Annotated in this window: 12 protein-coding genes; all 12 read right to left on the minus strand. The window is 47.3% G+C overall.

Features of this window, described 5'->3' with window-relative positions; translation table 11 throughout:
• Positions 1-17 precede the first annotated feature (17 nt).
• The 12 genes from RUW00_RS05715 to trpE all read right to left on the minus strand — a co-directional run bounded on the left by RUW00_RS05715 (position 18) and on the right by trpE (position 12,191).
• On the minus strand, positions 18-464 hold the full coding sequence (locus tag RUW00_RS05715; RefSeq protein WP_003153483.1) for a YpiF family protein: 447 nt from the start codon (positions 462-464) through the stop codon (positions 18-20).
• A 54-nt stretch (positions 465-518) separates the two neighbouring features.
• Positions 519-1,058 (minus strand): ReoY family proteolytic degradation factor, encoded by a 540-nt coding sequence (locus tag RUW00_RS05720; RefSeq protein ID WP_003153482.1) that lies wholly within the window; start codon positions 1,056-1,058, stop codon positions 519-521.
• A 73-nt stretch (positions 1,059-1,131) separates the two neighbouring features.
• Complete coding sequence (locus RUW00_RS05725; protein ID WP_014418250.1) at positions 1,132-2,403, minus strand: tetratricopeptide repeat protein; 1,272 nt, start codon at positions 2,401-2,403, stop codon at positions 1,132-1,134.
• A 317-nt stretch (positions 2,404-2,720) separates the two neighbouring features.
• Positions 2,721-4,007: a 3-phosphoshikimate 1-carboxyvinyltransferase gene (aroA, locus tag RUW00_RS05730; RefSeq protein WP_060562784.1), complete on the minus strand. Its 1,287-nt coding sequence runs from the start codon at positions 4,005-4,007 to the stop codon at positions 2,721-2,723.
• An 11-nt stretch (positions 4,008-4,018) separates the two neighbouring features.
• Positions 4,019-5,134: a prephenate dehydrogenase gene (locus tag RUW00_RS05735; protein ID WP_025649795.1), complete on the minus strand. Its 1,116-nt coding sequence runs from the start codon at positions 5,132-5,134 to the stop codon at positions 4,019-4,021.
• 51 nt (positions 5,135-5,185) lie between these two features.
• Positions 5,186-6,268: a histidinol-phosphate transaminase gene (gene hisC, locus RUW00_RS05740; protein ID WP_029973647.1), complete on the minus strand. Its 1,083-nt coding sequence runs from the start codon at positions 6,266-6,268 to the stop codon at positions 5,186-5,188.
• Between the two features lie 11 nt (positions 6,269-6,279).
• On the minus strand, positions 6,280-7,077 hold the full coding sequence (gene trpA, locus RUW00_RS05745; RefSeq protein ID WP_095272871.1) for a tryptophan synthase subunit alpha: 798 nt from the start codon (positions 7,075-7,077) through the stop codon (positions 6,280-6,282).
• Complete coding sequence (trpB, locus tag RUW00_RS05750; RefSeq protein ID WP_095272873.1) at positions 7,070-8,272, minus strand: tryptophan synthase subunit beta; 1,203 nt, start codon at positions 8,270-8,272, stop codon at positions 7,070-7,072. The genes trpA and trpB overlap by 8 nt, the downstream gene beginning before the upstream one ends.
• On the minus strand, positions 8,253-8,906 hold the full coding sequence (locus RUW00_RS05755; RefSeq protein WP_280145279.1) for a phosphoribosylanthranilate isomerase: 654 nt from the start codon (positions 8,904-8,906) through the stop codon (positions 8,253-8,255). The genes trpB and RUW00_RS05755 overlap by 20 nt, the downstream gene beginning before the upstream one ends.
• Positions 8,907-8,910: 4 nt before the next feature.
• Positions 8,911-9,663 carry an indole-3-glycerol phosphate synthase TrpC gene (trpC, locus tag RUW00_RS05760; RefSeq protein WP_007612237.1) on the minus strand — a complete coding sequence of 251 codons (753 nt, stop codon included), beginning with the start codon at positions 9,661-9,663 and terminating at the stop codon, positions 8,911-8,913.
• Complete coding sequence (gene trpD / locus RUW00_RS05765) at positions 9,656-10,672, minus strand: anthranilate phosphoribosyltransferase (RefSeq protein WP_017418038.1); 1,017 nt, start codon at positions 10,670-10,672, stop codon at positions 9,656-9,658. Before trpD ends, trpC begins: the two co-directional genes overlap by 8 nt.
• Positions 10,644-12,191 (minus strand): anthranilate synthase component I, encoded by a 1,548-nt coding sequence (gene trpE, locus RUW00_RS05770; protein ID WP_095272877.1) that lies wholly within the window; start codon positions 12,189-12,191, stop codon positions 10,644-10,646. The genes trpD and trpE overlap by 29 nt, the downstream gene beginning before the upstream one ends.
• Between the last annotated feature and the right edge of the window lie 69 nt (positions 12,192-12,260).

Genomic DNA, 12,260 nt, shown 5'->3' on the forward strand with positions numbered 1-12,260 from the left:
CGGGATGTATGGAGTTTTTAAGAATTGTTCCACTTCTGTAACAAAACGTTCAAAATTTCTCCGCACTTGTCATCCGCTATTTTTCTCTTTAAAGAGTCTTTCATATGTTCAAACGGAACGGCAGGTATGTATATGACATCAGACCCTATTTCAGAATCCTTCCATTTTTCGTCTGCCGTCAGGAACAAGGCGTGCCGGAAGTTGGTCATCACCTCTTCTTTGAGTTTTTGAAGCAGGGCGATTTGTGATTGATCTATATCAACATATGTATAAGAGGGGAATAAATATACCCGTCCCTTCAATTGGCGCTCAAGCTCTTCAGAAAGCAATTGGGTGCTTTCCCCCTGTTCAACGGCCTCTTTTAAGCCTCCTGAAGATGTTATGGAAATTAACGGAATGACAGCGGTATCAATGTAATCCGCAGATTGTAAATAGGCATCGGCATCAGCGGCCCTCCATCTCATGTCTCGTTCCTCCTCTTTACGCAACAAGCCTTGCATACTCTGCAAGGCTGTCATTTATGTGAGCTGATTCAATTGGCGGGAAAGCTTTTCAAATGTTTCTTTGTCGTGGCGGTCCAGCGCCTCGTCGATATCTTTAAGCAGCTTTTCCCGCTGGAAAGTGGAAATGGCATGTTCTAATATTTTTTCAGCCATCCCCTGATCCTGTTTATTTTCAAACAGGTCTTTCGGCAGATGCGGATTTGATTCAAGAACAGCGGCATATTCCGGTGAGCTGTAGGCCGAACGGAAATTCAGCTGGATAAATAAATCCTGCTGTTTATTTAACCGGATGTCGTGAAAAGATTTTTCCGCGTCCGTGGTCATGACATTTTCTTTGTAAAACCTAAACGGCACCTCATCAACGCAATGAGTAGACATGATAATGCCTCTCGGGCAAAATTCGGCTTGTTCTACAAAATGGACTTTTTCCATTAATGAATCATGACTCATTAAATAATTTAAAATCCAGACGCACTCCCGGCGTTTAAGCTGATAATGATTTAAAAACCAACGGATAAAATCCTTTTTTTCATTGACAGAAACAGGGGTCTGCATGTAATTCCCTCCTCTATCGATCGTATAATCTGACATCACTTATACATTCAGCAAGCATGGTCCAAAATCCTGCTTATCTTAAAAATTCATCCTCTATCCGTAAGATTGTTTCTTCAAGCTCTTCGTTTGTTCCATCCATTGAAAGCACTTGTTTTAAAAGCGGCAGCGCTTCTTTCTGGAGGCCCTCTTCCAATAAGAAGTGAGCGTATTCATATAAGAAATCCCGATCATCCTGATAATGGAGATACGCAGCTTCGAAGCTTTTTTTCGCTTCAGCGTATTGCTCAAGGCCTGTATAGGCACCCGCCAAATACCAATTGTATTTCGGATCTTCTTCTCCGTAGCCGCGGACTTCCTGAATCAGATCAATAATCTCTTCAAAGCTTTCTTCTTTATGATAGACGGCTAAAAGCGTATGGAGCGCTTCCACGTAACCCGGATCGAGCGCCAGCGCTTCCTGAAGAAGCTTTTTGCCTTCCTCTTCGTTGCCGAGCTTTAACGCCATTTTCGCCGCATAGAGAAAAAGCTCTTTATTGTATTCATCGTAAGTAATACCTTCTTTAGCGGTTTTTAATGCATCTTCATACATGCCTTCTGCCTCGTAGCTTTTTGCAAGCGGCATATAAAGCGATGAATAGGAAGGATCAAGCCCTTTTAAATCAGACAGCTGCTTGATGGCTGTTTTGACCATTCCCGCCTGATAGGCTGTGAACCCGTACCCGAAAATCGTATTCGGTTCTGTATGTTCTGCCGCCGCTTTTTCATACCATGAAATCGCTTCCTCAAATTCACCCGCCGCGCTCAATGACTCAGCCAGCCTCTGATGAACATTTACGCCGCCGATTTCGTGCCGTTCTTTTGCCGTCTCTTCATAGTACGGAACGGCTTTTGCGTATGACCCCTGAGTGAAGTATAATTCCCCCAGAGCGAAATCAATAACAGGTTCATCTTGTAACATCGCTTTCGCCTGTAACAGCTTTTGCTCACTTACTTCAAATAAGCCCTGCATCTGATACAGATCAGCCATTAAAAGAAGGCTTTCCGCGTAAGACGGGTCTTCCGGAGAAATCGTCTCCAGCACCTCAAGAGCTTTTTCTTCTTCATCAATATCTATTAACAATTCGGCGTAAAAATTCGTCAGCTCAGACTCATCCGGATAAAGGTCATGCAGATCACTGATCAGCGCTAACGCTTTTTCGGCGTTTCCCCATTCATAGTAGAGCTGGGCTGCAATGGCTTTGTCTTCGTCATGAAGCTGCGTTTCAGCTTTTGAAAGCGCTTTGAGTCCCTTTTCGGTTTCACCTGCTTCAACTAATTTTATGGCTTCTTGAATCAATGTATTCAAATCAGACCGGTCCTTTCTTTTCCTATACCTCATCAACCAATGAAAAGGGTTTTTATTCGGGTTATTCTTATCATAATTCAGACAGGGCCTGCCCGCAAATAAGATGCTTCACCCGGCATTATAGTTTATCAGAAAATAGTTAAGAGGAAAACGGCAAAAAAGGGGACGGCATCTTTATACGCAAACAGCGCAATTTGTTCCGGCTGTTTCTGTAACGAAAACGCATTCCCCCTTTCTTTTATTTTTCTGTTTAAGACAAGCTATGTCAAAGCCCAAGATTTTATGACTCATGAAGAAAAAAGCCCGAAGAATCGTCTTCAGGCTTTTTTGGCTAATTGATCTAAATGCTCAAAAAATGACGGATATGAGACATGGATCGCCTCAGTATCACGGATGTCAATCGGCTCTTCTGTCAGGCATGAAGCGATACCGAGCATCATGCCGATGCGGTGGTCGCCGTGGCTTGACACATCGGCTCCGCCCGCAAGCGTTTTTTTGCCGTGTATTTTCATGCCGTCTTCAGTCGGTTCAATGTCTGCACCGATTTTCCGGAGCTCTGATACGACGGTGTCGATCCGGTTCGTTTCCTTCACCTTCAGCTCCGCAGCGTCTTTAATGACAGTTGTGCCTTCAGCCTGCGTTGCCAAAAGGGCGATAATCGGGATCTCGTCAATTAAACGGGGAATGATTTCTCCGCCGATTTCTGCCGCTTTCAGATCTGAAGTTTCAATAACCAGGTCTCCGTAAGGCTCCGCGCTGTCCGCTTCTGAAGGAATCACTTCAAGTGAAGCCCCCATTTGCTTTAAGACATCAATCATTCCCGTGCGTGTCGGATTCAGGCCGACATTTTTCAGCACAATCCGGCTTCCGGGAACGACAGCACCTGCGGCGAGGAAAAAGGCCGCTGAAGAAATATCGCCGGGCACGAAAATATCAGCTCCCCGAAGCTTCTGACCGCCCGTTACGGAAGCGCTCGTCTCCGTTTCCGCAAGCTCGGCGCCAAAAGCGTTCAGCATCCGTTCCGTATGGTCTCTTGATTTATGAGGCTCAGTGACGGTCGTCGTCCCTTCAGCCTGCAATCCGGCAAGCAGCACGGCGGATTTGATCTGCGCGCTTGCAACAGGGGAGACGTAATCAATGCCTTTCAATTGTCCGCCTCTTACGGATAAAGGCGTAAATCCTCCGTCCGCTCTTCCGTCAATCGCGGCTCCCATCTGTTTTAAAGGCTCCGTCACCCTCTTCATCGGGCGCTTTGCAATACTTTCGTCCCCCGCTACCGTACTGTGAAATGGGCGTCCGGCTAAAATGCCGAGCATCAGGCGGATGGTCGTGCCGGAATTTCCGACATCAAGAAGGCTGTCAGGCTCACAAAGTGCGTCAATGCCCTTCCCGTATATCGTTACATCACTTCCGTTTTGTTCAATGGAGACACCCATTTTTCTGAAGCAGGCAATGGTGCTCAGACAATCGGCTCCGGGCAAAAAGTTTTTTACCGTTGTCGTTCCTTCCGCAAGCGCTCCGAACATAACAGAACGGTGGGAGATGGATTTATCCCCCGGAATATGAATTTCACCGTTTAAAGACGTCACTTTTTCTCTTTTCAATGTTTTCCACCTCAGTCAGCGTAAAATGTGTCATATTTAGCGCGGGATTGAATGCAGGTTTCCGCCCGCTTCCTGTCATCATCAGTCTGGAAACTGATTCTGAGAATTCCGTTAATATCTTCTCTTGTTTCGATAATGCGGATGTTGGTGATACTGATTTTTTCTTCTGCCAATATCGCCGTAATTTCCGAAATGACCCCCGGATGATCGGGAACATCGACATAAAGGTCATAAAAGGACGGGATCGCTCCTTTTTGACGGAGCGGCAGACCGTCGCGATAATCTTTCGCTTTTTTAAAATATCCGAACAGGCTGTCCGCATCTTCATTTTCTACATAAGATTCGATCGTGTCAATCTCCCGTTTCCATTCTTTGAAGCGGTCAAGCAGCTTATCTTTGTTATGAAGAAGTATGTCCCTCCACATCGCCGGACTGCTTGAGGCGATCCTGGTGATGTCCCGAAAACCGCCGGCTGCGAAACGTTTCAAAAACGGATAATCTTCTTCAGCATGATGAGCCTGATGTACGAGGCTTGCAGCAACGATATGAGGGAAATGGCTGATGACGCTCGTTACGCCGTCATGCTCCTCGGGAGTCATCTCCACAAAGTGGGCGTTTGCCGCTTTCAAAAGTTCCTTCAGATGCGTTACTGACTCTTTAGAAGTTGATTTTCCGGGTGTTAAAATGTAAAACGCATTTTCGAATAAAAATTCTTTCGCAGCAGCGGCCCCGGATTTATGAGATCCCGCCATCGGATGGCCGCCGACAAATTGATAGTGAGCCGGAAGCACTTTGTCGGCGTAGCTGACGACTTTCTGTTTCGTGCTGCCCACATCCGTAATCAGGAGTTCATGGGTGATGTCTGATTCGGCCAGCACATCGAGCATTTTCAGCGTTTGGGCGACAGGCGTGGCGATAATGACAACAGACGCTTGCTGCGCCCCTTCCGTAAATGAGCCGGCCCGCTCGTCAATAATTCCGAGCTTCAGCGCGGCAGTGAGCTGTTCTTCCGAAATATCCACACCGATAATCCGTTTATGCGGATGCTCCTTTTTGATGGCCAATGCGATCGATCCGCCGATCAGCCCGATCCCCGCAAGCAATATAGTATCCTTCATTTCACTCATTTCCTTTTTCAACTATTTTAATAGAGCAAAGAGGTGATGCCTGATCACCTCTTATAATATTGCAGCTAAAATTGTGAGAATTTCCTCATTCTGCTCTTTCGTACCGACCGTAATCCTTAACGCTGTCGGAAATCCGAGCGCCTGTCCTGAGCGGACGATATATCCTTTTTCCAACAGGGCTTGGAACAGTTCATCCGCCGGGCGGTTAAAATCAATGAGCACAAAGTTGGTTTGTGAAGGATAACAAGTTAATCCGTGAGTTTCTGCAAAATCATAATACTGCTTAAGGCCTGCTTTATTTTTCTCGACGCATTCCTGAATAAATGTCTGGTCATCAAGCGCTGCCAGTGCCGAAGCCTGACCGATTCTGCTCGTATTGAACGGCTCTCTCGCCGGTTCAATCTGGCGGATCAGCGCTTCGTCCGCAATGCCGTATCCGACACGCAGCGCGGCAAGTCCGTACGCTTTAGAGAAGGTGCGGAGGATCATGACATTCGCATATTGCTTTAAAAGCGGAATGCTTTCTGGGTAATCTTCCGCCGTGACATACTCGTAGTACGCTTCATCAAGTACAACGAGTATATGCTCGGGAACTCTGTTTAAAAAGGCAATTAGCTCTTGCTCAGAAGTATATGTCCCCGTCGGATTATTGGGGTTGCATACCCATATGACTTTCGTCTTGCCGTCAATTGCTTCCAGCATCCGGTCCAAATCATGAGCGCCGTCACTGCGGAGCGGCACCTCGCGCACCTCAGCGCCTTCAATCACCGCATTGTGTCTGTATTGCGGGAAAGTCGGGGCGGCGGTAATCGTGTTTGCCTGATCATTTAATAAAGAACGGCAGATAATCTGCACAAGCTCATCAGAGCCGTTGCCAAAAATGATCGAAGATTCACTGACCTGCAGATGCTCACTGAGCCGCGTTCTCAAAGCGGCACTGTAACCGTCGGGATACAGCGCAAGCTGCTCAATCTCCTGATGCAGCGCATCTTTAACGGCCTGTGAACAGCCGAACGGATTTTCGTTAGAAGCGAGTTTTACTACTTTCTCAAGCCCGTATTCCATTTTCACTTCTTCTATTGGTTTGCCCGGCTGATACGGTTTCAGCTGCCGCAGCTGTTCTTTAATCTGCAAATCCAGTCACCTCATTTTACACTGTACAGTCGTCCGAACGTCTTTGCGTATTCTTCAAATTCAAGAAGCGCATCAGCTCTTGTGCCGGGATTCACAAGCTTTGTTTTAAGCTCTTCAACTTTTTTGACAAGCGCGCTGCCGACAACGACACCGTCAGATATTTCATTCATCCTGTCAACCTGTTTGCGGTTTGAAATGCCAAAACCGACCGCCACCGGAACAGAGCTGAATTCTTTCACCTTACGAATGAAAGAGTATACAGACGGATCGAATTCGCTGCGTACGCCCGTCACTCCTAAAGAGGATACACAATACACAAAGCCGCAGGCCTGTTCAGTAATTATTTTCAAACGGTCTTCACTTGTCGGCGCAACCAGTGAGATATAAGCGATGTTCTCCTTTTTGCATGTCATTTGCAAAAGGGCGCTTTCCTCTAATGGAAGGTCGGGTACAAGCAGACCGTCTATGTCGTTTTCCCGCAGTAAAGCGAAAAAGTATTCTTTTTCTAATTGTAACACAGGATTATAATACGTAAAGAGGATAATTGGAATATGAACGCCGTTTTTTTTCATTTTGCCGCCAAGTTCAATTGCTTTTACGATATTCATTCCGTTTTCCAGAGCCCGTTTTGAAGCCCGTTGTATGACGGGTCCGTCCGCGAGCGGATCTGTGTAAGGAACGCCGATTTCAAGGGCAGAAGCGCCTGCATTCTGCAATGATATTGCCAGCTCAATAGAAATGTCAGGAAGCGGATCGCCAGCTGTAATAAAAGGGATAAATAATTTTTCAGAATCTCGCAGATTAAACATGTGTCTCCACCCCGTTTTCCAAAACATTCATCAGCGTATGAACGTCTTTATCTCCTCTTCCCGATAAACTGACGAGAATGATTTTATCTTTATCCATGTCTTTTGCCATTTCAAACGCTTTTGCCAGAGCGTGGGCAGATTCAATAGCCGGAAGAATACCCTCTGTTTCAGAAAGCAGACGTAACGCGGCAATCGCTTCATCGTCTGTCACGCTTTCGTACGTTACACGGCCGCTTTTATGCAGATAGGCGTGCTCAGGGCCGATCCCCGGGTAATCAAGGCCTGCTGAAATGGAGTACGGTTCGATTATCTGCCCGTATTCATCTTGTATTAAATAGGTCATTGAACCGTGAATCACCCCGAGCGTCCCTTTTGCGATCGTTGCCGCATGCAGCGGCGTATCAATTCCTTTTCCGGCCGCCTCGGCGCCGATCAGCTCAGTATCTTCGTCTAAAAAGGCATGAAAAATGCCCATCGCATTGCTTCCGCCGCCGACACATGCAACAACCTTATCCGGGAGCGTTCCTTCAACCCGGCGGAGCTGTTCTTTCGCTTCCTCGCCGATGATTTTCTGAAATTCGCGAACGATATACGGATACGGGTGCGGCCCCACTACAGAACCGATAAGGTAGAAATGATCTTCACAATGCTGGACCCAATACCTGATTGCCTCATTCGTCGCATCTTTCAGCGTGCCGTTGCCGCTTGTGACCGGCACCACTTCCGCGCCGAGCAGTTTCATCCGGAATACGTTCAGCGACTGGCGCGCAACGTCTTCTTCACCCATAAAAACCGTACACTTAAAACCGAATTTTGCGGCGGCTGTCGCGGCAGCCACACCGTGCTGTCCCGCACCGGTTTCGGCGATGATTTTCGTTTTGCCCATCTTTTTGGCAAGCAGAATCTGGCCTAGCGCGTTGTTAATTTTATGAGAGCCGGTATGGTTTAAATCTTCTCTTTTCAGATAGATTTTCGCCCCTCCCAAATACTCTGACACCCTGTCTGCGAACGTTAATGCGGTCGGTCTTCCGGAGTAATCAAACAATAGTTTTTTATATTCGGCATGAAAAACGGGATCATTCTTTAATTCTGTGAAAGCCGTTTCGATTTCCTCAAGGGGCCGCATCAATGTTTCAGGGACAAATTTGCCGCCGAATTCGCCGTATCTTCCGATTTCATTTGGATATGGATACATAGTGATTCATCCTTTCTTCTAAAATCCGGATCAGCGTTTGATCCTTTTGTCCGTTTTTTTCAATTCCGCTGGCAAGATCTATACCGCACGGACGCGATCTCAGTAAGCCGGTAATCGTTTCAGGATTAACGCCGCCCGCGATAAAACAGCGCTTGTTTGCATTTTGAGCCTGCTTTCGGTACAAGGGGACACGGGCCCATGAAAACGCGATTCCCGTGCCGCCTCTCATTCCTTTTACTGAAGAATCAATGACATAGCCGTCGACAGCAGGTGCAAATTGAGCCATCTGACGGAGCGTCCCTTCCCCGTGATGGAGCGCTTTCCATATCTCCGAGCGCACAAGCGGACGGAGGCGGAGGGCATCCTCAGGCGATTCATCACCGTGAAGCTGGACGACGTCAAGTGCCAGATCAGAGGCGATTTGCGCGATGTTTTCTATCGTTTCATTTACAAATACTCCGACATGTTTCTTGTCTGTCCGGACCTGCTCTTTCCATTTCCGGACCTCATCCGGCGTTACTCTCCGTTTGCTTGCGGCAAAAATAAATCCCAGATAATCCGCTTCTGAAGCTGCCGCAAGTTCATAATCACGCTTCGATCGTATTCCGCAGTACTTTAACTCAGGCTTTTTCATATCGTCACTCCCCGAACAGTCCGCGGATCGCCTTTTGCTGCGAATCCTCTCTCATTAAGGATTCTCCGACCAATACAGCCTGCGCCCCGTGCTTGTTGACGAATTGCAGGTCAGCCAAAGAACCGATGCCGCTTTCGCTGACCAGCAGGCAGCCGTCCGGTACAAGCTGCGCTATTTTTTCCGTTTGCGAAACAGAAGTACGGAACGTTTTTAAGTCCCGGTTGTTTATGCCGAGAATGTCCGGCTGAAACACTTGTAAAATCCGTTCAAGCACAGTTTCATCATGGACTTCAACGAGAACGTCCATGCCCTTCTCGCGGGCTTCCAGATAAAGCTCATGAAGCTCTGAAGGTTCCAGCGCTTCCCCGATCAGCAAAATGGCATCGGCGCCGATCCTGAACGATTCCTCCACCTGAAGGGAATCAATAATAAAATCTTTTCTCAGCACGGGAAGAGACACGGTTTGTTTAACATCTGTCAGAAATTGATTTCTCCCCTGAAAAAAACGGGTATCCGTGAGAACTGAAAGGGCGTCGGCTTTAGCCGCTTCATAATCCGCCGCAATCGTTTCCGGAACAAAATGCTCTTTAATCAATCCTTTAGACGGCGAAGCTTTTTTCACTTCGGCAATCAGCCCGATAAAACGGTTCGGGTTCAGGAGCGCTTTTTTAAAGGATCTCCGTTCAATTTGACAGGTTTCCGGCAGCACGATGGATTTGATTTCTTCTTTTTTCTGCTGAATGATTTGATCAAGCATACATTTCTTCCTCTTTCTGTTTCAGACGTTCGAGCTGCCTTTTGGCATCTCCGTTTTGAATCGCTTCTAAGGCGGTTTTCGTTCCTTCTTTCAGATCGTTTGCAAGACCTGCCGTATAAATGGCCGCGCCCGCATTTAAGGCGGTAATATGCAGAGCGGATGACGGAGCTTTATTTGCAAAAATATTCTGAATGAGGAGCGCGCTTTCTTCCGATGAACTCACTTGAATATCCTTCAATGAACCTTCTGCAAAACCGAATTGTTCAGGTGAAACGGAATATTCCAGACGTTCACCGTTTTTCAGTTCAATGATATCGGTCGGTGCTGAGATGGACAATTCATCTAATCCGTCACGGGCAGAGACAAGCATGACGTGTCTGACATCAAATTGTTCCAAAGCGCTTGCCATCAGGCGCGCTTTATCAAATGAATAGACGCCGATCACCTGCCGCTTCACCTGCAGCGGGTTGCTGAGCGGGCCCAGCAGATTAAATACGGTTCGGAAGCCAAGCTCTTTTCTTGCGGCGGCGACGTGCTTCATTGACGAATGAAACAGCGGCGCAAACAAAAACCCCATTTGTTTCATTTCAATGCTGCGTTTAACGCTTTCTGGAGTGGCTTGAATGGAAACCCCCAGCTTTTCCAGCACATCCGCGCTGCCGCTTTTAGACGAAACGGAGCGATTTCCGTGCTTGGCAACTTTAGCTCCGGCGGCAGAAGCTGTAATCGCCGCTGCCGTGGATATGTTAAACGTAGAAATCCCGTCTCCGCCTGTTCCGCACGTATCAACGACATCCGCCAAGCCACCTGATGTCTGTGCCCGCGCCCGCATCACTTTTACAAATCCGGCAAGCTCCTCCGCCGTTTCACCCCGGTGGGCTAATACCGATAAAATCCCGCCGATCTCAGACTGCGACATGTCCCCGTTCATCATCATCTCCATCAGCTTTTCGGCTTCTCCAATTTTCAGCGTACGGCCATTAACGCACGATTGCAGAAATTTGTTCATCCGTCTTCTCCTCCCCGCCAGAAAAGATGTCTTCTGCGATTTGAATCGTTTTTAAAAGCGCCCCCGCTTTGTTACAGCTTTCTTCATATTCGGCTTCCGGGACGGAATCGGCGACTATTCCCGCGCCCGCCTGCACCGACGCCGTACCGTTTTTGACACTCATGGTGCGGATGGTAATACACGAATCAATTGACCCGTCAAACCCGATATAAGCGATACATCCGCCGTAGGTTTCTCTGGAAGTCGGTTCTAATTCATTTAAAAGCTGCATCGCGCGGATTTTCGGAGCGCCCGTGAGTGTTCCTGCCGGGAATGCTGACATCAGCGCGTCAACGGGATGGACGCCCTGTTTTAAACGGCCGGTTACAACAGAGATGATGTGCATCACATGTGAAAAAGAAACGACCTTTGTGAATTCCGGAACGGCTACGGAACCGTACTCCGCAACTCTGCCGATGTCATTGCGCGCAAGATCGACGAGCATGTAATGTTCAGCTTTTTCTTTTTCGTCATTCATCAGCTCTTTTTTCAGGCGTTCATCTTCTTTTTTTCCGGCGCCCCTTCTTCTCGTTCCGGCAATCGGATGAATTTCCAGGTGCCTGTCATGCACGCGGATCAGACGTTCAGGCGAACTCCCGACAATGTCTCTGTCAGGCAGTTTGATATAGTACATATAGGGTGAAGGATTGATGATGCGGAGCACCCTGTACAGCTCAAATGAATGTCTGGATACCGGAATGTCAAACTTTTGCGAAAGCACCCCTTGAAAAATGTCTCCCGCTTTTATATATTCTTTCAGTTTATTGACGCCGGCCATAAACTCTTCTTTCGTATAATTGGATGTCACATCGGCAAAACTTGGCGTGTCAAACGTTTCTTTAGAAAAAAACGGCTCTTTCATATCTTTCGATTCTGTCAAAATACCGATAAGCTTACGAAGCTCCGCGCAATTTTCTTTAAAAACGGCCCGCTTTTCTTCCTCCGTCTCCCGGCCGTTAAGCTCCGCATATTGAATGAAATGCACTTGTTTCGTTTCGTGGTCGTACGCGATGATTTTCCGGCAGACAAACAGCATGCATTTTTCGAAATCTGTTTCTTTCGCGTGGCTTGGCACGGAAGGCTCAATCAAAGGAATCATGTCATAGCTCAGATAACCGACCGCCCCTCCCGAAAATGGGATATCAAGCTCGGGTGTTTTAATGCGGAAGCTCTCATTCATCCAGTCAAGCACGGCTTTTAATTCTCCGCCTTCAAACAGCGTATGCCCATTTGGATCAGCGGCAGTGAATGTGTTATGACTTTCTTTAATGGTGATAAAAGGATCGAGGCCGATAAAAGAGTATCTCGACCAGCTTGACGACTCATCCTTGCTTTCTAAAAGATACGTAATGTTTCTGTCCAGTTTTTCAACCATCTGAATGGGTGTGATCGTGTCGACCGTAAAAGTCTCTGCGATTGGAATGGTGCGGTGTGTCAGACTGTCCTTTAAAAATAAAGAAACATCCGATTGTAAATTCATGATTCTCCTCCTTACGGTAAGGAGAATGAGATGAAGAGTGAGAGGAGTCTTGCGTATAAGAAATAAACC

It is taken from the genome of Bacillus sp. IS1 (assembly GCF_032461585.1).
Taxonomy (GTDB): domain Bacteria; phylum Bacillota; class Bacilli; order Bacillales; family Bacillaceae; genus Bacillus; species Bacillus velezensis.

Coding starts and splice junctions, on each gene's coding strand:
- RUW00_RS05715 (WP_003153483.1), bottom strand. CDS start 464: ATGAGATGGAGGGCCGCTGATGCCGATGCCTATTTACAATCTGCGGAT.
- RUW00_RS05720 (WP_003153482.1), bottom strand. CDS start 1,058: ATGCAGACCCCTGTTTCTGTCAATGAAAAAAAGGATTTTATCCGTTGG.
- RUW00_RS05735 (WP_025649795.1), bottom strand. CDS start 5,134: ATGAGTGAAATGAAGGATACTATATTGCTTGCGGGGATCGGGCTGATC.
- trpA (WP_095272871.1), bottom strand. CDS start 7,077: ATGTTTAATCTGCGAGATTCTGAAAAATTATTTATCCCTTTTATTACA.
- trpB (WP_095272873.1), bottom strand. CDS start 8,272: ATGTATCCATATCCAAATGAAATCGGAAGATACGGCGAATTCGGCGGC.
- RUW00_RS05755 (WP_280145279.1), bottom strand. CDS start 8,906: ATGAAAAAGCCTGAGTTAAAGTACTGCGGAATACGATCGAAGCGTGAT.
- trpC (WP_007612237.1), bottom strand. CDS start 9,663: ATGCTTGATCAAATCATTCAGCAGAAAAAAGAAGAAATCAAATCCATC.
- trpD (WP_017418038.1), bottom strand. CDS start 10,672: ATGAACAAATTTCTGCAATCGTGCGTTAATGGCCGTACGCTGAAAATT.
- trpE (WP_095272877.1), bottom strand. CDS start 12,191: ATGAATTTACAATCGGATGTTTCTTTATTTTTAAAGGACAGTCTGACA.